This is a genomic window from Pseudomonas sp. AO-1 (assembly GCF_019775695.1).
Taxonomy (GTDB): domain Bacteria; phylum Pseudomonadota; class Gammaproteobacteria; order Pseudomonadales; family Pseudomonadaceae; genus Aquipseudomonas; species Aquipseudomonas parakoreensis.
In genome coordinates this window covers 5,259,587-5,279,621 of the sequence record NZ_CP079947.1, presented here as the reverse complement: position 1 = coordinate 5,279,621, position 20,035 = coordinate 5,259,587, and the positions used below count along the sequence as shown (strand labels likewise).

The window sequence follows — 20,035 nt, the reverse complement described above, 5'->3', positions numbered from 1 at the left end:
CCGCGAAGAGGCCAGCCCATTCAAAAGAGATGCCGGTTGATCCACCGCCATCGCTGGCAAGCCAGCTCCCACAGGTTTTGCAGTGTTCTGCAGACCGCTTTTCATTCAACTCTGGAACACCACCATGAAGATCACCCCGATCCTCACGCAGCTGCGTGGGCAATGCCCAAGCCTTGCCAACCACATTGCGGTGGGTGTCGATCTGGCCTTGCTGCAAGGCAATGCTGATCTGCCGACACCCTCGGCTCATGTTCTGCCCCTGGCGGATCTCGCCAGCACCAGCACCGCACAAAACCTCACCGCGCAACCGATCCGCGACCGCTTCGAAATCGTCCTGGCGCTCGACGCCACGGACGCTACAAAAGCGCTGGATCTGTTGCACGACCTGCGCGCCGAACTGTGGCGCGCGCTGGTGGGATTCAAACCGGGCACCGACTACAGCGCCATCGTCTACGACGGCGGCGAGATGGCCTCGATCAACAACAGCCGCACCTTCTATCGGCTGCGCTTTTTTACCGAGTTCCAGCTCGGCCGCAATCTGCCCAGTCAGCCTGCGGAGAGTTGGCACGAACGTGAACTGGACGGTTTATCGTCCTTTACCGGGGTCACCGTGCGGGTCGATGCGATCGACCCGGCCGACCCCAATCTGAAACACCCGGGCCCTGACGGGCGCGTGGAACTGACTTTCTCTGGAGACGTAACCCCATGAGCAATCGCATCACCGTACTGCCGGCCGCTGGCCGTGCCGTGCCTGACCCGGAAGCGGGCGATCTGCTGCCCAAGGAAGGCCGTGAAGTGCTGGACAGCGCCTGGTGGCGCCGGCGTCTGGCCGACGGCGATATCACACTCAAAACCGCAAAAGCGGCTAAACCACAGGGAGCCAAATAATGGCGATCGGATTCAGCAACATCCCCGCGGACATTCGTGTACCGCTGTTCTATGCCGAAATGGACAACTCGGCCGCCAATAGCGCGACTTCGGCCATGCGCCGTCTGATCGTCGCTCAGGTCAACGACAACATCGCCCCGACCGAAGTCGGCAAACTGGTGCTGGTCTCCAGCGTCGCGCTGGCAAAAAGCATCGGCGGTCAGGGCTCGATGCTCGCCTCGATGTACGAGACCTTCCGCAAGGCCGACCCGATCGGCGAGATCTGGTGCCTGCCGCTGCACAACACCGAAGGCGCCATCGCCAAAGGCGTGCTGACCCTGACCGGCACCGCCACTCAGGCTGGCGTGCTCAACCTGTACGTCGCCGGTGTGCGGGTGCAGGCCACCGTGGTCAACGGTGCCACCGCTGCTCAGGCAGCTACCGCACTGGCACAGAAAATCAACGCCACCGCCGATCTGCCAGTCAGCGCTGCGGCTGCTGAAGGTGTGGTCACTCTGAGCGCCAAATGGACCGGCGACAGCGGTAACGACATCAGCCTGCAGTTCAATCGTCTGGGCAAGAGCAACGGCGAAGAAACCCCGGCCGGCCTGACCACTGCGATCACCGCCATGACCGGCGGCGCCGGTGTGCCGGACCAGGTCGCAGCCGTGGCTGCACTGGGCGACGAGCCGTTCGAGTTCATCGCACTGCCGTGGTCGGATCTGTCGACCCTCAACACCTGGCAAGCAGTGATGGATGACAGCACCGGTCGCTGGTCCTGGGCCAAGCAACTGTTCGGTCACGTCTACAGCGCCAAACGCGGCACCGTCGGCACCCTGGTTGCTGCTGGCCAGGCACGCAACGACCAGCACATGACCATTCAGGCGCTGGAACCGGGCGTACCGCAACCGTTCTGGGTACAAGCAGCAGCACTGGCTGCGCGCACCGCAGTGTTCATCTCCGCCGATGCCAGCCGTCCGACGCAAAGCGGCAGCCTGCCGGGCGTTGATCCGGCGCCGGCCAGCGAGCGTTTCACCCTGACCGAGCGTCAGTCGCTGCTCAACTACGGCATCGCGACCGCTTACTACGAAGGCGGTTACGTGCGCATCCAGCGTTCGATCACCACCTACCAGAAAAACGCTTACGGTCAGGCCGACAACTCCTACCTGGACAGCGAAACCATGCACCAGTCGGCGTTCATCGTGCGTCGTCTGCAAAGCGTGATCACCAGCAAATACGGGCGCCACAAACTGGCTTCCGACGGCACCCGTTTCGGCGCCGGCCAGCCGATCGTCACTCCGGCGACCATTCGCGGCGAGTTGATCGCGCAGTACGCCAAGCTGGAACTGGAAGGCCACGTGGAGAACGCCGAGCTGTTCGCCGAGCACCTGATCGTCGAGCGTGACGTGCAGGACCCGAGCCGCGTGAACGTGCTGTTCCCGCCGGATTACATCAACGGTCTGCGCGTGTTCGCACTGCTCAACCAATTCCGTCTGCAATACGACGACGCGGCCTGATCGCCGCGTTTGGCCGTAAGCATTCAGCCCACCTCGGTGGGCTTTTTTATTTGAAGGGAGTAACACCATGGGTCAAGTGATTGCAGGCACCTGCTACGTCAAAGTCGACGGTGCACAACTGACTATCAACGGCGGCTGCGAAGCCCCGCTGATGGCCGTCAAACGCGAAACCGTCGTACCGGGTTTCTACAAGGAAACCGACGTCGCGCCGTCGTTCAAAGTGACCGCGCTGCACACCGCCGACTTCCCGCTGAAGAAGCTGATCGAAGGCACTGACATCACCGTCACTTGCGAATTCAGCAACGGCAAAGTCTACGTGCTGGCCGGTGCCTACCTGGTCGAAGAGCCGGTTTCCAAAGGCGATGACGCCACCATCGAACTGAAATTCGAAGGCATCAAGGGGACCTGGCAATGAGCGGCGCCGTGAAGCTTCAGGTTGCGATCGAAGCTCACGGCGAGCCCCTGACCGAACTCGTCCTGCGCCGTCCGACGGTGCAGGAAGTGCGAGCGATCAAGGCGCTGCCGTACAAGATCGACAAGAGCGAAGAAGTCAGCCTCGACATGGACGTGGCGGCCAAATACATCGCCGTGTGCGCCGGCATCCCGCCGTCGTCGGTCAACCAGCTCGATCTGGCTGACCTCAATGCGTTGAGCTGGGCCGTTGCGAGTTTTTTCATGAGTGCGGCGTCGGAGCCATCACCGACCTGATCGCAGTCGCCTATGACCTGGCCTGGTTCTGGAAGGTTGACCCCGAACAGATGATGGCCAGGCCACTGGATGTGCTCCGCGAGTCGCTGGAGCACGCGCAACGGATCAATGCGATGCAGCAGGTGCAGTGATGGCAGACGAAGAAAAGCAAGTCAAAACACCGGTGCTGATCACGGGCATCGATGAACTGTCGCCCAAACTCGGCGCCCTTCGAGTAAAGGTCGAGAGCTTCAAGAAAAATCTCGAACAGACCGGCCTCGGCAAACTGGACATCAGCGGTCTGTTCAAGGGCGGCAGTGTGATCACGCCGTTCGTGGACGGGATCAAATCGGCGGCGGCGTTTCAGGGCAAACTGACTGAAGTCAGCGAGACGGCGAAAACCGTTGATCTGCCCGCCGCACCGCAAACCGCCGCGCAGAACATGAACGTGTTCAGTGCGTCGATGGAAAAGGTTTCCTCCGCTGTCGACGCAGCGCTGGTGCCGGCGGTGGGGGCGTTGGTGATCGGGCTTGAGCCGATGATGACTCAGGTCGGCAGCCTGCTTGCCGACAATCCGAAACTGGTTGAGGGGCTGGCGGCGGGAGCCATCGCCTTTTCGGCGATGCAAACCGCAGTCACTGGCGCGACGCAAGTGTTCGATGTCATGAGCATGGTGCTCAAGACCAACCCGATCATGCTGATTGCCATGGGTATCGCGGTGGCGGCCGGTTTGATCTATGCCAACTGGACACCGATCAGCGCGTTCTTCACCGGGATGTGGGAAGGTGTCAAAAACGTCGGGGCGAATGCCATGGCGATCTTGCGTTCGGTGCTCGACTGGCGCCCGCTCGATGCGCTGGCGGCGCTCTGGCAACCGGTCACGGGATTTTTCTCGGGGATCTGGGACAAGGTCAAGGCGGTCACCCGCCCGGTGATCGACTTCTTTAAAACAGTTTTCTCCTGGACGCCTTACGGCATGATCCTGGACAACTGGGGGCCGCTGACGGGACTGTTTTCGGCGATCTGGGAACTGCTCAAGGCCTTGAGTGTGCCGGTGATGGCGTTCCTCAGAAATCTGTTCGATTTCTCGCCGATGCAGATGATCAACAGTGCGTGGGGCGGTGTTGTCAGGTTCTTCGAGCCGATGTTCGATGGTCTGCGAAAAGCCGCGCAGCCGGCCAAGGCGTTCCTGGCTTCGTTGTTCGACTTCTCGCCGATGCAGATGATCACCAGCGCCTGGGGCGGTGTTGTTGCGTACTTCCAGCCGCTGTGGACGACGCTGCAATCGGCTGTGCAAAGCACCCGGGAAACATTGCGGACGTTGTTCGATTATTTCCCGATGGAAATGATCACCAGCGCCTGGAGTGGTGTCGTCGGGTACTTCGAACCGATCTGGACGGCCCTGCAAACATCAGTGCAGCGGGTCCAGGGCTTTTTCACCAGCCTGTTCGAGTGGTCGCCGCTGGAGCAGATTGCGCAGTACTGGCAGCCGGTCGGCGAGGTTTTTTCAGCGCTGTGGGATGTTGTGCTGGCGGTGTCTGCGCCGGTCGTGGACTTTCTGCACACGCTGTTCGAATGGAAACCTCTGGATCAGCTCATCGAGAGCTGGGGGCCGATCGTCGGGTGGTTCGGCGAGTTGTGGCAAAAGCTGCAAACCGTCATCGCGCCGATCAAGGAACTGTTCGACGGTGGTTTTGCCGGGTTGATCGCCAAGGTCACCGGCAAGGTCGAAACGCTGACTGAGGCGCAACGCCAGACCAATGCCGAAGGCAAGGGTGAACTGGCGCCGGCGTTCTTTGGCGCGAATCCAGCGCCTGCAGGAAACGGGACGTTGCAAAGCGGTTCGCTGCCACAATCCTCCAGCGCCCTGATCCAGCAAAGCGCTGCCAACAACCGCACGCAACTCGAAGGCGGCCTGACCGTGCGCTTCGAAAATGCGCCGGCGGGGCTGCGCACCGATCAACCGCAAACCAATCAACCTGGCCTGGCGCTGTCTTCGCGCATCGGCTATCGCTCGCTGTCGGCAGGAGGTTCCAATGAATTGGCGTGACCGCTTGTTGCCGGCATCGTTTCGCGGTGTCGGGTTCTGGATTGATCAGGCGAAAACCCCGGTCGGTCGCAAAGGTCAGTTGCATGAGTATCCGCAACGCGACCTGCCGTATTTCGAGGATCTCGGCCAGCAGGCCAAGACCCACGACCTGACGGCGTTCATCATCGGCGCCGATTGCCTGGAGCAGCGCGACAAGCTGCTCAAGGCCTTGGAGGCGGGCAGTGGTGAACTGGTGCATCCGTGGCTCGGACGTTTGCAAGTCAAGGTCGGCGAATGCGACATGACCCACACCCGCCAGGATGGCGGGCTGGTGACGTTCAGTCTGAAGTTTTACCCCGACCGGCCGTTGCCGTTTCCGACCGCCACGGTCAGTACGCAAAAAATCCTGTTGGCCAAGGCTGACACGTTGCTGGGGTCAGCCGTGTCGCGTTTCGAGGAGGTGATTGTCCGGATTCAAGCGGCGCGGATCGGCATCAATAATCTGCGAAACAGCCTGACCGGGGTGTTCGATGTCATCAAGGAACAGCTGAAACCGCTGATCGCGCAATACAAGGAAATCACTGAACTGGTCAGAGCCGTCAAGGAATTGCCCAAGGAAGTGGCGGCGGAGTTCAAGGGCTTGCTCGGCGATATCAAGGAACTCAAGGCATTCGCGAAGGAGGGCTACCGTGGCGTGATTGCCGACGTGTCCCAACAACTCGAAGCCATTCGCAAGGCCGATGCGCCGAAGATCACCACCGGCAAGGACACCAACGCGGCGGCCCAAGCCATGGCCGATCTGGTGCAAGACACCCTGATCGTCAAAGTGGCGCAATGGGTCGCCTCGATGCCGGTGGCGTCGAAGCCAGTGAAGCTGGCGTCGACACCTTCGCTTGATCAGCAATCGAAGCAGCAGGTCACGCGTCAGGACGTGCCGGCCACGGATGATTTGCAGGCGCTGCAGAACAACCTGGTCGAGGCGCTCCAGATGGCCAAAAACAAAGCCGGCCCGGCGCACTATCAAGCGATCAGCGATGTACAGGATGCTTTGGTCGCGCACCTCAAAGCGGTAGCGTCTTCGGGTGTGCGTCTGGTCACCAAGTCGTTTCAGGAGAGTTTTCCGGCGCTGGTGGTGGCGTACAAACAGTTCGGAGATGCGACGCGCGTTACCGAAGTGATCCAGCGTAACGCGGTAACCAACCCGTTGTACCTGCCGCCCAATGACGTGAAAGTCTCCCGGGAGTAGTCATGAGCGAGATAGACAACCGCGTCACGCTGACCGTCAACAACATGGAATACGGCGGCTGGAAAAGCGTGGAAATTACCGCCGATCTTGAGCGCCAGTTTCGCACCTTCAAACTCGACATCACCTGGCAATGGCCGGGGCAGACGGTGGACAAACCGATCAAGCCGGGCGACCCGTGTGAAGTGAAAATCGGCCAGGACCTGGTGCTCACCGGCTACGTGTTCAAGGCGCCGATCCGCTACGACGGGCGCCAGATCAGCCTGAGTATCGAGGGCAGTTCCTGCACTCAGGATCTGGTGGACTGTGCCGCGATCAACCGCCCGAACCAGTGGAAAGACCAGCCCATGCTGGGCATCGTCGAGGCATTGGCGTCGTCGTACAAGGTCAAGGTGGTCAGCGAGATTGCCGAAACCACCCGATTGGGCAGCTACACCCTGGTGCCGGGGGAAACGGTTTTTCAATCGATCGATCGTCTGCTGTCGCTGTTTCGGGTGTTCTCCACCGACGATGCATCGGGACGGCTGGTGCTGGCCAGGCCTGGCAGCGCGGGCCGCGCCAGTGATGCGCTGGAGCTGGGCAAGAATATCCTTTCGGCTAACGCGCCGATGGATTACAGCCAGGTGTTCTCTGAATACCGGGTCATCGGCCAGCAGAAGGGCAACGATCAGAAAAGCGGCGCGGCGGTCAGCGAGATTGAATCGATCGCCACGGATCTGGGCTACAAGCGCCGCCGCGTCACCGTGATCAACGAGGGCCTGCAGATCAACCCTGATCTGTCGCTCAAACGCGCGCTCTGGGAAAGCGCCACCCGCATGGGTCGGGCGCAGACCACCACCTATCAGGTGCAGGGCTGGCGTCAGTCCAATGGCGATCTGTGGCGCCACAACACGCTGGTGAAGGTCAAGGATCCGGTGCTCGGTTTTGACGGCGACATGCTGATCTCCAAAGTGACGTATTCGCTGTCGGCGCAAGGCTCGGTGACCACGTTGCAGGTGGCGCCACCGCATACCTTCGATCCTGATCCCACGCCCCCGAAAAAAACCTCATAGGCCCGGAAAAGATCGCAGCCTTCGGCAGCTCCTACAGGTGTACGCCGATCATAGGTAGGAGCTGCCGAAGGCTGCGATCTTTTGACCTCGGCCCGTTTCGTACAGGAACCAAGCATGAGCCTACTGACACGCCTGCTGGCGCGCGGCACTGTCGTGCTCGCCAACTCGGCATCCAAGCTGCAATCGCTGCAAATGCGCCTCACCGCCGGTGAAGTGAACGACGACCTGGAGCATTTCGAACCCTACGGTTTCACCAGCAATCCGCTGGCCGGCGCCGAAGGCATCGTCACGTTTCTTGGCGGTGACCGTTCCCACGCCATCGCCCTGGTGGTCGCCGACCGCCGCTATCGCCTGCAGTCGCTGGCCTCTGGCGAAGTGGCGATCTACACCGACGAGGGCGACAAGATCCACTTCAAGCGCGGGCGCATCATCGACATCGAAACCGCCACCCTGAACATCCGCGCCAGCAGCGCGGTGAACTTCGACACGCCGGTGATCAACCAGACCGGCAAGATCGTTTCCACTGGTGATCAGCTCGCCGGTGGCATTAGCCAGATCAAACACGTGCACGTCGGCGTGCAGGCCGGCAGCGGCCAGACCGGTGCGCCGGCAGGAGGCAAATAATGCTTGTCAGCCAGAACCTCCACGCCGCACTGACCCGCGCCGTGCTCATCAGCCTGTTCACCTGGCGCCGCGCCGCCGATGACGACGCCCTCGACGACGAGGAGCGCTTCGGCTGGTGGGGCGACAGCTTTCCCACCGTCGCCGACGATCGCATCGGTTCGCGGCTGTGGCTTTTGCGTCGGGTCAAGCTGACCCGACAGACCCAGATGGACGCCGAGTTCTATGCCCGCGAAGCCCTGCAATGGCTGATCGACGACGGCCACTGCAGCGCCATCGACATCATCAGCGAACGCCTCGACGCCCAGCGCCTGAACCTGCGCACGGTCCTGACCCTGGCCGACGGCGAACGTCTGGACATCAACCCCGATAACAGTTGGCAGGTGATCTATGCCGTTTGAAACCCCTTCGCTGCCGGTGCTGATCAAGCGCACCCAAAGCGACCTGGCCGGCGATTCGCTGCGCCAGTCCGATGCGCAAGTGCTGGCCCGCACCCTCGGCGGTGCCGCTTATGGCCTGTACGGTTATCTCGACTGGATTGCCGAGCAGATCCTGCCGGACAAGGCCGACGAATCGACCCTGGAACGCATCGCCGCGCTGCGCCTGAACCAGCCGCGCAAACCGGCGCAAGTCGCCACCGGCAGCGTCAGTTTTACCGCCACTGCCGGCGCGGTGCTCGACGTTGACACGCTGCTGCAAGCAAGCGATGGCCGTACTTACAAAGTCACCACCGCGCGCACTACCGTCAATGGCAGCAACACCACCACGATTGCTGCGCTCGATGCCGGCAGCCTGGGCAATGCTGACGCTGGTCTGGCGCTGAACCCGGTACAGCCGATAGCCGGTGTGGTCGGCAATAGCTTCGTCGTGCTGGCGCCCGGCCTCAGTGGCGGCGTGGCGCGGGAAAGCCTGGAGTCGCTGCGTTCGCGGGTGATCCGTTCCTATCGGGTCATTCCGCACGGCGGTTCGGCCAGCGACTACGAGACCTGGGCGCTGGAAGTGCCGGGTGTGACGCGAGCCTGGTGCCGCGGTGGCTTCCTGGGGCCGGGCACGGTGACGGTGTTCATCATGCGCGACGAAGACCCGCAACCGGTGCCCAACGATGAACAACTGGCGGAGGTTCAGGCGTACATCGAACCGCTGCGTCCGGTGACCGCGGAAGTACACGTGCAGCGACCGATTCAGGTGCCGGTGGTGTATCGCTTCAAGAGCGTCAATCCGGACACCACCGCTGTGCGCGCCGCCGTGGAAGCGCAGCTGCGCGACTTGCACAACCGCGAGGCCGACCTCGGCGTGCCGCTGCTGATCAGCCATATCCGCGAAGCCATCAGTAGCTCCGGCGGTGAATACGATCACTCGCTGACCGCGCCGGCCGCTGACGTGCCTGCCGGGCAAAGCGAACTGCTCACCTTCGGAGGTTGCGTATGGGGGGCATAAGAACCGCCGCGCAATACCAGGCGCAACTGCGCGCCTTGCTGCCGAGCGGCCCGGCATGGGATCCGGAACGCGTCCCGGAACTCGAGGACGTGCTGCAAGGCGTCGCCGTCGAGCTGGCCCGTCTCGATGCCCGTGCCGCCGACCTGCTCAACGAGATGGACCCGGCAGGCGTCAGCGAACTGGTGCCGGACTGGGAGCGGGTGATGGAACTGCCCGACCCGTGCCTGGGCGCCACGCCGCTGTTCGACGACCGCCGCCTCGCCGTACGCCGGCGCTTGCTCGCGGTGGGCAGCCAGGCTGTCGGTTACTACCTCGACATCGCCAAAAGCCAGGGCTACCCCAACGCCAGCATCACCGAACACGAAGCCCCACGCATGGGCCGCTCGCGTTTCGGCGCAGCGCACTGGGGCACCTGGGAAGCGCAGTTCATGTGGACCCTCAACACCGGCGGCCGCCTGCTGCTGGGTCGGCGCTACGGCGCGAGTTACTGGGGCGAGCGCTTTGGCGTGAATCCGGGCTCGGCGCTTGAATGCCTGATCCACCGCAGTGCGCCGGCGCATACCAAGGTGCACATCAACTATGACTAGGGAGGAATGACGGGATGGACTATCCGAAGAGTGTGCCCAGCGCCGGTCTGGTGAATGGGAAATTTGTCGATGAAAACCCGCTGACCGGGACGCCGGGGTCGCTGATTCCGGCGCGATGGGGCAACAGCGTTACCGATGAAATCATCAACGCGATCACTGCCGCCGGACTTGTGCCTGACGAGGGTAACAGCACGCAACTGAGATTGGCGATTTCGACGATTGTCGAGAAGAACAAAAATGATTCTTTGGCGAGCAAGGATGAGGCCGAAGCAGGTACCAGCAGCAGCCGTCTGATGACGCCGCAGCGCGTTTTCCAAGCGATCGAAAAGAAAGTGGTTCAAGCCACTGAAACGGTTTTAGGCTGGGCGCGGATCGCGACCCAAAGCCAAGTCAATGCGGGGACTGACGACACCGCCATCGTCACACCGAAAAAGCTCCGGTTTGGTGTTTCCTACAGCATTGGCGCGAACGGCTATATCGCCTTTCCGAGTTGGTTGGGGGGCTTCATGATCCAGTGGGTCCTGATCACCATTGCTGCAGATAAAACCTATGCTGCCCAACCTTGGCCGGTGGCTTTCAAGACCCAGTGTGCCGCTACTTGGGCAAGTTATTCGCACGGCGGAAACGCACCCTATTTCGATATCACCACTCCACCCTTGGTGACCTATTTTGATTCTAGCCAGGTGCAGGTTTTGAGTAATTCCGGTGGCACCGGTTTTGTCACTGTGCTGGGAGTGGGGAACTGAAATGAAACGTTTCTATAGCCGCACCACTGGCAACACTTATTTGTCGGGCTATCACACGAGCTTCCCGGACGATGCCGTTGAAATTGACGACGAGCGTTACGAGTCGGTTATTGCTAACCCTGCAGCCGGAACCGAGCGGTCCCATGACGAGCTCGGCCTGCCGATACTGATCGAGTCGACGCCGCTTTCAGGCGAGCAAGCGCTGATCGAAGCAAAGGCGTGGCGCGACAAGGAATTTGATCGCGTGGTCTGGTTGCGTGACCGCCATCGGGACGAAGTGGAATTGATGAAAGCCACCACGCTATCCGACTCTGAATATCTGACGCTGCTGAATTACCTGCAGGCGCTACGCAAGTGGCCCCAGGCGAAGAAATTCCCCTCCAAACGCTCTCGACCGAAAAAGCCTGCCTGGATGACTGCCGAGTGAATGGATGCTGCATTGTCGGCATCGCCCATCAATGTTCCAGGTAAAGGAAAGTTAACTATGGATTATCCAAAAAGCGTCCCCAGCGTCGGCCTGGTCGATGGCCGCTTTGTCGATGAAAACCCGGTGGCGGGAACCCCGGGTTCGTTGATTCCGGCGGTGTGGGGTAACAGCGTGACTCAGGAGATCCTGAGTGTGATTAACGGCGGCGGGTTGGTGGCTTCTGAAGCCGATACCGGGCAGTTGTACAAGGCGATTCAGTCGATCATCGGCAAAGCGAGCCCGATGCGTTCGGTCATCACCCGACTGGCCGCATCGAAAACCCTGACCGAAGCCGAGCTTGGCCTGGTGCTGATCGACGGCAGCCCGGGGCCAGTGACCTTGCTGCTGCCACCGGCCAACGCCGCCCTCGGTGTGCGCGACGTGATTGTTCGGCGGGTGGACAACAGCGGTAATCGCATGGTCATCCAGGCGTCCGGTACCGACGGGATTCGTTTTCACACCCATCTGTCGGCCAGCGGTTATCCGTTCTTCGTATTGATGGGCGGCGGTGACTGGTGGCATTTGCGCAGTGATGGGGCGGGGAGTTGGTGGCCGGTCGGTCGTTTCGACAATACGCCATTGGGGCGGCCGTTTTTCGAGACGACCCTGATGCTCAGTCCCGGCGGATACGGTGCATTGAACGGCACCGTGATGAAACGCGCGGAATGGCCGTGGCTGTGGGATCACGCACAGCAATCGGGAATGCTGGGGACTGAAGCCTTACGCGTGGGCTCCGAGGGGAAATGGACCACGGGTGACGGTGCGACGACCTTTCGTGGTCCCGAAGGGCGAGGGGAATTTCTGCGGGTTCTGGATGAAGGTCGTGGCGTGGATGCCGGGCGTGCCATGGGCACTTTTCAGACTGGATCGACGCATTCCTATGCACAAGGTGCCAATGGCGCAGGCGCTGTGGGCGCGTACTGGTCAGATAGCTTGACCAATTTTGGCGCGGATACCCGGGAAGAACCGCAATACGTGACGGGATTGATCAATGGTGGTCCGACTTTTCCGGTGAATACCAGTTACCAGAGGGATACCGCAGCAACATTGCTCTACGCCTTCAAATCCCGCCCGCGCAACATCGCCTATCCCGGCCGCATCAAACTCATCTGAGGCACTTCATGTTCAATTATCTATTTGATGGCTCGGGCGCTCTGTCCGGGCCTGTCGAGTTCATTGTCACGCCGGGCATTGGCATCCAGTTACCCGGTAATGCTGTTGAGCTGGCGTACGAGTTGCCTGAGCCGGAAACCGGTCGTAGCTGGGCACTGATCAACGGAGTACCGCGTGAGGTGATCGACCGCCGGGGCATGGTTTATCGCAAGGATGGCGGCGCCCAACAGATCTGGACCGAGCTGGGTGAGTTACCGGACACCCTGACCGCGCAACCATGGCCAGGTGAGTTCCACACCTGGCGCGACAACGCCTGGGTGCTGGATGAGCAGGCTCGTTTGGCGAGCGCCAGACAGCAATCTCTCGGCCAGCGCGACGCACTGCTGCGCGACGCCGTCCTGCGCATCGCCCCGCTGCAATACGCCGAGGATATTGGCGATGCCAGCCATGACGAACAACTGCTGCTGATCGAGTGGAAGCTTTACAGCGTCGAGCTGAACCGGATCGAAAAACAGGCTGGTTTTCCTGACGAAATTACCTGGCCAGTCGCTCCCGGCGCAGCCATAACCAACTGATTTTCAGCACAGGGAGCAGTGCAATGGATTATCCAAAAAGTATTCCCGGCGTGGGCCTGGTCAACGGCGGCTTCGTCGATGAAAACCCGCTCGCCGGTTCACCGGGCTCGTTGATCCCGGCCGCGTGGGGCAACAGTGTCACGCAAGAAATTCTCAACGCGATCAAGGCTGCCGGCCTGACGCCTGATGAAGCGAAAACCGATCAGTTGGCAACGGCTATCGGCGCGTTGGTCGACTTCAACAAACTGAAAAATACCCCGACCACGTTGGCCGGTTACGGCATCACCGATGCGGTGGGGCGGTTGCTGGCGGTGCGGCAGATCGAGACGGTCGGGATCACGGTTTACAAGCCCAATCCCAGGGCCAAACGGATTCGCGTGCGTCTGGTTGGCGCTGGTGGTTCGGGAGGCGGCTGTGCGCCGGTGGCAGCGGGTTATCACAGTATTGGAGGTGGCGGTGGTGGTGGCGCCTACGCCGAGAGCTTGTATGACGTGACCGCAGAAATGATGACCGGCGTTCCTGTTTCTCTGGGGGCTGGTGGCGCCTCACGTAACTCGATGGGGCAGGCTGGCGGAGGCGCTTCTTTCGGCAGTTACCTGAGCGCGTCCGGTGGCCTGGGCGGGCAAATACTGACTTTTCCTGTGACAGCCACGGCAGTCGGCTTCGTTCAGGGGGGCGCTGGAGGACAAACCGTGACGGGTGGCAATCTCGCTAACGCACGTGGAATAGGCGGTGGCTATGCCATGTACAACGCCAATTGGGGTGTATTGGCCGGTGGCGGAGGCGCGAGTCCGTTTGATGGCGGTGGCCCGTTGATGGGCCTCAGTGGCGCTGGAACTTCAGGAAACCGAGGGTCAGGTGGCAGTGGTTCATGTTCGACCAGTGCCTCCGCGTCAGTCCTCAGCGGCGTCGGCGGAAACGCCTTCTGTGAAATCTGGGAGTACGAATAATGGCCCGTTATGTACGAGTGGAAAACGGTGTCGCGGTCGAATTGATCGACACCGGTGACTACGCGATCACCCAACTGTTTGCCCCCGCTTTCGTCGAGACGATGGTGCAGGTGCCGGAGGGTATGCAGATCGAAATTGGCGCGCCCGTCGGCGAATTGCGTCAGGAAATTGCGCCGTTGCCTGTAACGAGCAGCCCGGTCATTACCCCTGAAACAGTCCCCGATGAGCAAGAGCCTCTGGCGGCAGCACGCACCTGGCGCCAGTCCAGCCTGTCGGCCACCGAATGGTGGGTGACGCGTCATCGCGATGAGCAAGAGCTGGGGCGCGGGACGACGCTCAAGGCTGCGCAATATCTGGAATTGCTGGAGTACCGTCAGGCGCTGCGCGACTGGCCTGAAACAAGTCAATTTCCTTCCGCTGTTTCCCGGCCTTCGGTCCCCACGCGGTTAGCCGCACTCATAGGCTGAGACCAGCCCCAAATATTTCAGATTAAGGAGACAACCCTTGGACTATCCCAAGAGTGTGCCCAGTGTCGGACTGGTGAATGGACAATTTGCTGATGAGGACCCGGTTGCCGGCAAACCTGGTTCGCTGATTCCGGCGACATGGGGCAATGGCGTTACGCAGGAAATTCTTAATGTGGTGCAAGCGGCCGGCATGACGCCGAATGAGTCAGCCAATAATCAGTTGCTCGCTGCGCTGCGCAGCCCGACGCTGTTCAACACAGCACCGCAGTTTGATAGCGGACGCTCGGCGGCAACTGCGCAATTTGTACAACGAGCGTTGGGCAGTCATGCGAGTGCTCGCGGAATATCCGCAGCGACTCAGTTGACGCTGGCCGATGTCGGTTCCTCGATTGGTCTGGGCGGCACAGTGACTTATACCGTGACGCTTCCGGACGCAGCCTCGGCGCCGGATGGCGCGACGATCAGTCTGCATTGCCGCAACGCAGGCTCGGTCATGGTAGCCAGCAAAACCGGCTCACAAATCAGCCCTCAAGGGGCTTACGTGGCGTCGATCGTGATGAACGCCGGTGAGAGTGCGAACTTCGTCAGGGAGTCTGGTACTTGGGTGGTTTATGGCACGGCTGCGTTGAAGCACTGCGCCTCCTACGGCGCTCAGTTCACCACGCCGGGTTATCAGAAATTCCCCAGCGGATTGATCCTGCAATGGGTCGTCGGTGGCTCTGACGCCAACGGCAACATGACGCTTTCACTGCCGATCAAGTTTCCGTCGGCCATTTTGGGTGGCGTCGCCAATGAGGCAAATCCGACAGGCTGGAGTGCCGCAAATGCGACCGTCTGGGCGTTCGATCTGGGGTTATCGACCACCACTCAGGTGGTGGCGCGGGTTCGCAACATTGACTCCACAGGGATCAAGCCATCGACGGGAATTTCGGGGCGCATTCTGGTTTGGGGAGTTTGACCATGGCTATTTACTTTTACGCACAAACGCTTGGATTTGACCGGGTTGAAAATCCTGGAGCGGAACCTCCAGCAGGCGCAGTGGAAATCACTCAGGCCCAATACATTGAGCTATTCGCCGGGCAGGCCGCAGGCAAAGTCATCAGCGCCACTGCCACAGGTCAGCCAGTCCTTGGCGAGCCGCAAGTCTCCCCAGTGGCGCTGATTGCCCTGGAGCGCGGCTGGCGCAATAACGTTCTGCAGAGCACTCAATGGCTGGTTCTTCGCGATGCCGAAGAACTGGAAATGGGCGAGGGCACCACCCTGCGCAGCGAAGAATTCAAACAACTCCTGACGTACCGTCAGGCACTGCGCGACTGGCCTGACAATCCGGATTTCCCGAACGTACGTTCGCGGCCGGTTGAACCTGACTGGCTGGAAGGCTTGCTGCAGGCCAATGGTTGAGCGGTTTGCTGAGCAACCGAGGATAAATAAACATGGATTACCCAAAAAGTGTCCCGGGCTCCGGCCTGGTCGACGGCAAATTTGTCGACGAAGACGCCATCGCCGGAACACCGGGATCGCTGATCCCGGCCAGTTGGGGCAACAGTGTTACTCAGGAAATACTCAACGCAATTACCGCGGCCGGTTTGAAACCGGATGAAGCACAGACCGATCAGTTGGCGCAGGCGATCCGGCAATTATCGAAGCCTGACCCACTGCAGCAGTTTCCGGTGCAGGTCTATCGCCGGAATGTGCTGATCAATGGCGGCTTCGATATCTGGCAGCGCGGAACAACCAACCAAGGTCCCAATATCGGTGGGTATGTAGCCGATCGTTTTCGCTGTGACTGGAATGGGAATGCTGCCGTGGCCATTTCCCGCCAGGATTTTGCCCCTGGCCAGACAGACGTGGCAGGTGAGCCGAGCTATTTCTTGCGCTGGCAGCAAACCACGGCGGGCGTTGGCGCTACCGAGCACAAGATTTCCCAAGGCGTTGAATCGGTCAGGACTCTGGCTGGAAAAACCGCCACCGTGACATTTTGGGCGCGCTCCGACGCCGCGCGCCCGTTGAAGGTAACCATCGGTCAGTACTTCGGCAACGGTGGTTCGGAAGCCGTCGTTAAAGTGGTCGATGTCTTTGCATTGAACACTGCATGGACCAAATACAGCGCGACGTTTCAGGTGCCAGTGATCGCGGGAAAAATGCTCGGCACCAATGATTACTTGCGGTTGGCTTTTGATCTGCCACTTAACGTTTTGCAAACCGTGGATCTTGCACGGGTTCAACTCGAGGAGGGACCGGTTTCCACGCCGTTCGAATATCGTCCTGTTGGTGAAGAGCTGATGTTGTGTCAGCGCTACTTCGAGAAGTCGTTTGCCAGTCGTTTACCGATTCGTGCAAACAATGGTGTCGTAACCTGCATCGTTACGTTCACTCAGGCTGCGGCCGGGAATACCGGTCAATACGGCATGGTTATAGACATGCAGGTTCAGAAGAGAGTGCAACCCACCGTCGTCCTGTATTGCCCCGGAAATGAAAGCAGTCAGGTCTGGAACTACTCGCAGGGTGTGGCATGCACGGGGACCACGGTGCAAAGTGTGACACAGCGAAGTTTCGCCATCGGCACCGTGACGCCTGTGAGCAGTCAGCCCGGTAACGGATTGCAGATTGAATGGACAGCGGACGCTGAAATCTAGGGGTAGCTCATGACATATCAACTGACCGCCTGTGGTGTATTGCGCGTTGAAGATGCCGCGTTTATTCCACAGGACACGACCAATCGCGACTGGCTTGAGTATCAGCAATGGCTGTTAACCGGCGGACAGGTGCTGCCATCGAATGACGCACTCGAAGAGTCTGTACCCAACAACACCCTGACAACTCTGGCAAAAAAATGGCTGGGGGCCGTTGCTCGCCAACCATGATTCAATCGGAGCATCCAGGGAGGATTACGCATTATGCAAATAACTGAAGACAACCTTAAAACCATCATGCCCAACGCCCGCTCCCAAGCGGGCGTTTTTGTTTCTGCACTGAACAAAGCAATGACTCGCCGCCATATCGACTCGCCGAAACGCATCGCCGCGTTCCTGGCACAAGTTGGTCATGAGTCGGGGCAGCTGCAATACGTGCGCGAGCTGGGCAACAACCAGTACCTGAGCAAATACGACACCGGCACGCTGGCCTTGCGTCTGGGTAACACGCCCGAGGCCGACGGCGACGGGCAGAAGTACCGCGGTCGCGGGCTGATCCAGATCACCGGGCGCAGCAACTATCGCCAGTGCAGCCTCGGCCTGTTCGGCGATGAGCGTCTGCTGTCCTTGCCTGAGTTGCTTGAGCAACCGCAATGGGCAGCGGAATCGGCGGCATGGTTCTGGGAACAGAACGGCCTGAACGATCTGGCCGACCGCGACCAGTTCAACAGCATCACTCGCCGAATCAACGGCGGGTTGAATGGCCTGCAGGATCGGCTCGACATCTGGGCGCGGGCGAGGGCGGTGCTATGTCCATCTCCTGGCGCCTGATCGGCATTTTGCTGCTGGCTGCGGTGGCCGCTGCGCTGGCTTGGCAGTTTCAGGACTGGCGCTACGGTCGACAACTCGCGGAGCAGGCGCGGTTAAACGCCGACACTCTCAATCAGCTGAATGTGGCGGCAGCCAGCGCGCAGCAGATCGAGCAGGATAAACGTCTGGCCCTCGAGCGACGCCTGGCGGCCAGTGAAAAAACCCACTATCGAGCCATGAGCGATGCCCAACGTGATCAAGATCGCCTGCGCGATCGTCTTGCCACTGCTGATTTGCGCCTGTCAGTCCTCATCGACGCCGGCGACGCTGCCCAAGGCTGCGGGATGCCAGCCACCGCCGGCGCCGGCGGCGTGGATCATGCAGCCGTACGCGCCCGACTTGACCCGGCGCATGCTCAACGAATTATCGCCATCACCGACGCCGGCGACCGCGGACTGATTGCCCTGCAGGCCTGTCAGGCCTATGTCAGAGCGCTGGCGCCCGAACATTTTGAATGAGTCTGTGTATTGAAAGCGCAACCGGGTCGTGTACGGTGGTAGTCATTCCACCCGATCCGGAGCGCACCGTGAAAGAGATCACTCAACTGGCTGCCGAGCTTGGCCGACGTTTGCAGTTGCTCAACGCCCACGTCACCACGGCCGAGTCGTGTACCGGTGGCGGGATTGCTGAGGCGATCACGCGGATTCCCGGGAGTTCGGCGTGGTTCGAGGCCGGTTACGTGACCTACTCCAACCGGCAGAAGACCCAGCAACTGCATGTGCCCGCCGACTTGTTCGGCACGGTGGGTGCGGTCAGTCGCGAAGTCGTCGAGTCGATGGTGCGCGGCGCACAGAAAAACAGCCTGGCGCGGTTTGCTGTCGCCGTCAGCGGCGTGGCCGGGCCCGATGGCGGTACACCGAACAAACCGGTGGGCACCGTGTGGCTGGCGTGGGGCGTGGGCGATGCGGTTTCCAGCGAGGTTCAGCACTTCCCCGGCGGCCGCGACGAAGTGCGCCGACAAACGGTGAAGGCCGCGCTAGAGGGGCTGTTGCGACTAGCGGCACGAGAAATCGAAAATCAGGGGTAGGCGATCCGCGAACGCTGTGGAATAATACTGGCTACTTATACAGGTGTTGGCCGTCAGGCCTTATTGATTACGTGAGGACTTTAATGGACGACAACAAGAAGAAAGCCTTGGCTGCGGCCCTGGGTCAGATCGAACGTCAATTCGGCAAGGGTGCCGTAATGCGTATGGGCGATCAGGACCGTCAGGCGATTCCGGCCATCTCCACCGGCTCTCTGGGTCTGGACATCGCACTCGGCATTGGCGGTCTGCCAAAAGGCCGTATCGTTGAAATCTACGGTCCTGAATCTTCCGGTAAAACCACACTGACGCTGTCCGTGATCGCCCAGGCGCAAAAAGCCGGCGCGACCTGCGCTTTCGTCGACGCCGAACACGCCCTCGACCCTGAGTACGCCGGCAAGCTGGGCGTCAACGTCGACGACCTGCTGGTTTCTCAGCCGGACACCGGCGAACAGGCACTGGAAATCACCGACATGCTGGTGCGTTCCAACGCGGTTGACGTGATCATCGTCGACTCCGTGGCGGCACTGGTACCGAAGGCTGAAATCGAAGGTGAAATGGGTGACATGCACGTGGGCCTGCAAGCCCGTCTGATGTCCCAGGCGCTGCGTAAAATCACCGGTAACATCAAGAACGCCAACTGCCTGGTGATCTTCATCAACCAGATCCGCATGAAGATCGGCGTGATGTTCGGCAGCCCGGAAACCACCACCGGTGGTAACGCGCTGAAGTTCTACGCTTCGGTCCGTCTCGACATCCGCCGTACCGGCGCGGTGAAGGAAGGCGACGAAGTGGTCGGCAGCGAAACCCGCGTCAAGGTTGTGAAGAACAAGGTGGCGTCGCCGTTCCGTCAGGCCGAGTTCCAGATTCTTTACGGCAAAGGCATCTACCTCAATGGCGAGATGATCGACCTGGGCGTGCTGCACGGTTTCGTCGAGAAATCCGGCGCCTGGTATGCCTATGAAGGCACCAAGATCGGTCAGGGCAAGGCCAACTCGGCCAAGTTCCTGGCAGATAACCCGGAAGTCGCTGCCAAGCTCGAGAAGCAGCTGCGTGACAAACTGCTGTCGCCAGCGGTGATCGCCGACTCCAAGGCTTCTGCGGTCAAAGAGACCGAAGACGACCTGGCTGACGCTGATATCTGATCGCAG

Annotated in this window: 26 protein-coding genes; all 26 read left to right on the top strand. The window is 60.5% G+C overall.

All coding sequences use genetic code 11. The features are described from left to right. Positions 1–124: 124 nt before the first annotated feature. The 26 genes from KVQ82_RS24150 to recA all read left to right on the top strand — a co-directional run bounded on the left by KVQ82_RS24150 (position 125) and on the right by recA (position 20,029). Positions 125–709: a hypothetical protein gene (locus tag KVQ82_RS24150; RefSeq protein WP_222016279.1), complete on the top strand. Its 585-nt coding sequence runs from the start codon at positions 125–127 to the stop codon at positions 707–709. Beyond that, the gene (locus tag KVQ82_RS24145; RefSeq protein ID WP_041072263.1) at positions 706–888 is read left to right on the top strand and encodes a DUF2635 domain-containing protein; all 183 of its coding nucleotides are present in this window, start codon (positions 706–708) and stop codon (positions 886–888) included. Before KVQ82_RS24150 ends, KVQ82_RS24145 begins: the two co-directional genes overlap by 4 nt. Continuing rightward, entirely contained in the window at positions 888–2,384 is a 1,497-nt protein-coding gene (locus KVQ82_RS24140) for a phage tail sheath subtilisin-like domain-containing protein (protein WP_222016277.1), read from the top strand. The genes KVQ82_RS24145 and KVQ82_RS24140 overlap by 1 nt, the downstream gene beginning before the upstream one ends. A gap of 67 nt (positions 2,385–2,451) precedes the next feature. Next, positions 2,452–2,799, top strand: a complete 348-nt coding sequence (locus KVQ82_RS24135) for a phage tail tube protein (RefSeq protein WP_007964335.1) — start codon at positions 2,452–2,454, stop codon at positions 2,797–2,799. Next, on the top strand, positions 2,796–3,092 hold the full coding sequence (locus KVQ82_RS24130) for a phage tail assembly protein (protein ID WP_003222226.1): 297 nt from the start codon (positions 2,796–2,798) through the stop codon (positions 3,090–3,092). The genes KVQ82_RS24135 and KVQ82_RS24130 overlap by 4 nt, the downstream gene beginning before the upstream one ends. A gap of 130 nt (positions 3,093–3,222) precedes the next feature. Continuing rightward, positions 3,223–5,121, top strand: a complete 1,899-nt coding sequence (locus KVQ82_RS24125) for a phage tail protein (protein ID WP_108181843.1) — start codon at positions 3,223–3,225, stop codon at positions 5,119–5,121. Further along, the gene (locus tag KVQ82_RS24120) at positions 5,108–6,346 is read left to right on the top strand and encodes a DNA circularization protein (protein ID WP_222016275.1); all 1,239 of its coding nucleotides are present in this window, start codon (positions 5,108–5,110) and stop codon (positions 6,344–6,346) included. The genes KVQ82_RS24125 and KVQ82_RS24120 overlap by 14 nt, the downstream gene beginning before the upstream one ends. A 2-nt stretch (positions 6,347–6,348) precedes the next feature. Next, complete coding sequence (locus KVQ82_RS24115; RefSeq protein WP_222016273.1) at positions 6,349–7,395, top strand: phage baseplate assembly protein; 1,047 nt, start codon at positions 6,349–6,351, stop codon at positions 7,393–7,395. A 114-nt stretch (positions 7,396–7,509) separates the two neighbouring features. Next, entirely contained in the window at positions 7,510–8,019 is a 510-nt protein-coding gene (locus KVQ82_RS24110; protein ID WP_007964341.1) for a phage baseplate assembly protein V, read from the top strand. Next, positions 8,019–8,417 carry a phage GP46 family protein gene (locus KVQ82_RS24105; protein ID WP_007964342.1) on the top strand — a complete coding sequence of 133 codons (399 nt, stop codon included), beginning with the start codon at positions 8,019–8,021 and terminating at the stop codon, positions 8,415–8,417. The genes KVQ82_RS24110 and KVQ82_RS24105 overlap by 1 nt, the downstream gene beginning before the upstream one ends. Beyond that, the gene (locus tag KVQ82_RS24100) at positions 8,407–9,453 is read left to right on the top strand and encodes a baseplate J/gp47 family protein (RefSeq protein ID WP_222016272.1); all 1,047 of its coding nucleotides are present in this window, start codon (positions 8,407–8,409) and stop codon (positions 9,451–9,453) included. Before KVQ82_RS24105 ends, KVQ82_RS24100 begins: the two co-directional genes overlap by 11 nt. Continuing rightward, positions 9,441–10,040, top strand: coding sequence for a YmfQ family protein (locus KVQ82_RS24095; RefSeq protein ID WP_108181847.1), 600 nt, complete (start codon positions 9,441–9,443; stop codon positions 10,038–10,040). The genes KVQ82_RS24100 and KVQ82_RS24095 overlap by 13 nt, the downstream gene beginning before the upstream one ends. A gap of 14 nt (positions 10,041–10,054) precedes the next feature. Further along, positions 10,055–10,786: a hypothetical protein gene (locus KVQ82_RS24090; RefSeq protein WP_041072249.1), complete on the top strand. Its 732-nt coding sequence runs from the start codon at positions 10,055–10,057 to the stop codon at positions 10,784–10,786. Between the two features lies 1 nt (position 10,787). Then, complete coding sequence (locus KVQ82_RS24085; RefSeq protein ID WP_222016269.1) at positions 10,788–11,213, top strand: phage tail assembly chaperone; 426 nt, start codon at positions 10,788–10,790, stop codon at positions 11,211–11,213. A 57-nt stretch (positions 11,214–11,270) separates the two neighbouring features. Next, entirely contained in the window at positions 11,271–12,365 is a 1,095-nt protein-coding gene (locus tag KVQ82_RS24080; protein ID WP_222016267.1) for a phage tail protein, read from the top strand. A gap of 8 nt (positions 12,366–12,373) precedes the next feature. Continuing rightward, positions 12,374–12,940 carry a tail fiber assembly protein gene (locus KVQ82_RS24075; RefSeq protein ID WP_222016265.1) on the top strand — a complete coding sequence of 189 codons (567 nt, stop codon included), beginning with the start codon at positions 12,374–12,376 and terminating at the stop codon, positions 12,938–12,940. A 23-nt stretch (positions 12,941–12,963) separates the two neighbouring features. Continuing rightward, a complete protein-coding gene (locus tag KVQ82_RS24070) occupies positions 12,964–13,890 on the top strand; it encodes a hypothetical protein (RefSeq protein WP_222016263.1) in 927 nt (308 codons plus the stop codon). Further along, positions 13,890–14,357, top strand: coding sequence for a phage tail assembly chaperone (locus tag KVQ82_RS24065; protein WP_222016261.1), 468 nt, complete (start codon positions 13,890–13,892; stop codon positions 14,355–14,357). Before KVQ82_RS24070 ends, KVQ82_RS24065 begins: the two co-directional genes overlap by 1 nt. A 37-nt stretch (positions 14,358–14,394) precedes the next feature. After that, a complete protein-coding gene (locus KVQ82_RS24060; protein ID WP_198759532.1) occupies positions 14,395–15,315 on the top strand; it encodes a phage tail protein in 921 nt (306 codons plus the stop codon). A 2-nt stretch (positions 15,316–15,317) separates the two neighbouring features. Then, the gene (locus tag KVQ82_RS24055) at positions 15,318–15,758 is read left to right on the top strand and encodes a phage tail assembly chaperone (RefSeq protein ID WP_222016259.1); all 441 of its coding nucleotides are present in this window, start codon (positions 15,318–15,320) and stop codon (positions 15,756–15,758) included. A 32-nt stretch (positions 15,759–15,790) separates the two neighbouring features. Further along, on the top strand, positions 15,791–16,993 hold the full coding sequence (locus KVQ82_RS24050; RefSeq protein ID WP_041072234.1) for a carbohydrate binding domain-containing protein: 1,203 nt from the start codon (positions 15,791–15,793) through the stop codon (positions 16,991–16,993). 9 nt (positions 16,994–17,002) lie between these two features. Continuing rightward, positions 17,003–17,221 carry a hypothetical protein gene (locus KVQ82_RS24045; RefSeq protein ID WP_041072232.1) on the top strand — a complete coding sequence of 73 codons (219 nt, stop codon included), beginning with the start codon at positions 17,003–17,005 and terminating at the stop codon, positions 17,219–17,221. Between the two features lie 33 nt (positions 17,222–17,254). Then, the gene (locus KVQ82_RS24040; RefSeq protein ID WP_086792126.1) at positions 17,255–17,821 is read left to right on the top strand and encodes a glycoside hydrolase family 19 protein; all 567 of its coding nucleotides are present in this window, start codon (positions 17,255–17,257) and stop codon (positions 17,819–17,821) included. Continuing rightward, the gene (locus KVQ82_RS24035; protein WP_222016257.1) at positions 17,800–18,318 is read left to right on the top strand and encodes a lysis system i-spanin subunit Rz; all 519 of its coding nucleotides are present in this window, start codon (positions 17,800–17,802) and stop codon (positions 18,316–18,318) included. Before KVQ82_RS24040 ends, KVQ82_RS24035 begins: the two co-directional genes overlap by 22 nt. Positions 18,319–18,386: 68 nt before the next feature. Beyond that, on the top strand, positions 18,387–18,887 hold the full coding sequence (locus KVQ82_RS24030; protein WP_222016256.1) for a CinA family protein: 501 nt from the start codon (positions 18,387–18,389) through the stop codon (positions 18,885–18,887). An 83-nt stretch (positions 18,888–18,970) separates the two neighbouring features. Continuing rightward, a complete protein-coding gene (recA, locus tag KVQ82_RS24025; protein ID WP_003222269.1) occupies positions 18,971–20,029 on the top strand; it encodes a recombinase RecA in 1,059 nt (352 codons plus the stop codon). The last annotated feature ends 6 nt before the right edge of the window (positions 20,030–20,035 follow it).

Bases quoted from the DNA above. Each gene is read 5' to 3' on its own strand.
- KVQ82_RS24150 (WP_222016279.1), top strand. From the start codon at position 125: ATGAAGATCACCCCGATCCTCACGCAGCTGCGTGGGCAATGCCCAAGC.
- KVQ82_RS24145 (WP_041072263.1), top strand. From the start codon at position 706: ATGAGCAATCGCATCACCGTACTGCCGGCCGCTGGCCGTGCCGTGCCT.
- KVQ82_RS24140 (WP_222016277.1), top strand. From the start codon at position 888: ATGGCGATCGGATTCAGCAACATCCCCGCGGACATTCGTGTACCGCTG.
- KVQ82_RS24135 (WP_007964335.1), top strand. From the start codon at position 2,452: ATGGGTCAAGTGATTGCAGGCACCTGCTACGTCAAAGTCGACGGTGCA.
- KVQ82_RS24130 (WP_003222226.1), top strand. From the start codon at position 2,796: ATGAGCGGCGCCGTGAAGCTTCAGGTTGCGATCGAAGCTCACGGCGAG.
- KVQ82_RS24125 (WP_108181843.1), top strand. From the start codon at position 3,223: ATGGCAGACGAAGAAAAGCAAGTCAAAACACCGGTGCTGATCACGGGC.
- KVQ82_RS24120 (WP_222016275.1), top strand. From the start codon at position 5,108: ATGAATTGGCGTGACCGCTTGTTGCCGGCATCGTTTCGCGGTGTCGGG.
- KVQ82_RS24115 (WP_222016273.1), top strand. From the start codon at position 6,349: ATGAGCGAGATAGACAACCGCGTCACGCTGACCGTCAACAACATGGAA.
- KVQ82_RS24110 (WP_007964341.1), top strand. From the start codon at position 7,510: ATGAGCCTACTGACACGCCTGCTGGCGCGCGGCACTGTCGTGCTCGCC.
- KVQ82_RS24105 (WP_007964342.1), top strand. From the start codon at position 8,019: ATGCTTGTCAGCCAGAACCTCCACGCCGCACTGACCCGCGCCGTGCTC.
- KVQ82_RS24100 (WP_222016272.1), top strand. From the start codon at position 8,407: ATGCCGTTTGAAACCCCTTCGCTGCCGGTGCTGATCAAGCGCACCCAA.
- KVQ82_RS24095 (WP_108181847.1), top strand. From the start codon at position 9,441: ATGGGGGGCATAAGAACCGCCGCGCAATACCAGGCGCAACTGCGCGCC.
- KVQ82_RS24090 (WP_041072249.1), top strand. From the start codon at position 10,055: ATGGACTATCCGAAGAGTGTGCCCAGCGCCGGTCTGGTGAATGGGAAA.
- KVQ82_RS24085 (WP_222016269.1), top strand. From the start codon at position 10,788: ATGAAACGTTTCTATAGCCGCACCACTGGCAACACTTATTTGTCGGGC.
- KVQ82_RS24080 (WP_222016267.1), top strand. From the start codon at position 11,271: ATGGATTATCCAAAAAGCGTCCCCAGCGTCGGCCTGGTCGATGGCCGC.
- KVQ82_RS24075 (WP_222016265.1), top strand. From the start codon at position 12,374: ATGTTCAATTATCTATTTGATGGCTCGGGCGCTCTGTCCGGGCCTGTC.
- KVQ82_RS24070 (WP_222016263.1), top strand. From the start codon at position 12,964: ATGGATTATCCAAAAAGTATTCCCGGCGTGGGCCTGGTCAACGGCGGC.
- KVQ82_RS24065 (WP_222016261.1), top strand. From the start codon at position 13,890: ATGGCCCGTTATGTACGAGTGGAAAACGGTGTCGCGGTCGAATTGATC.
- KVQ82_RS24055 (WP_222016259.1), top strand. From the start codon at position 15,318: ATGGCTATTTACTTTTACGCACAAACGCTTGGATTTGACCGGGTTGAA.
- KVQ82_RS24050 (WP_041072234.1), top strand. From the start codon at position 15,791: ATGGATTACCCAAAAAGTGTCCCGGGCTCCGGCCTGGTCGACGGCAAA.
- KVQ82_RS24045 (WP_041072232.1), top strand. From the start codon at position 17,003: ATGACATATCAACTGACCGCCTGTGGTGTATTGCGCGTTGAAGATGCC.
- KVQ82_RS24040 (WP_086792126.1), top strand. From the start codon at position 17,255: ATGCAAATAACTGAAGACAACCTTAAAACCATCATGCCCAACGCCCGC.
- KVQ82_RS24035 (WP_222016257.1), top strand. From the start codon at position 17,800: ATGTCCATCTCCTGGCGCCTGATCGGCATTTTGCTGCTGGCTGCGGTG.
- recA (WP_003222269.1), top strand. From the start codon at position 18,971: ATGGACGACAACAAGAAGAAAGCCTTGGCTGCGGCCCTGGGTCAGATC.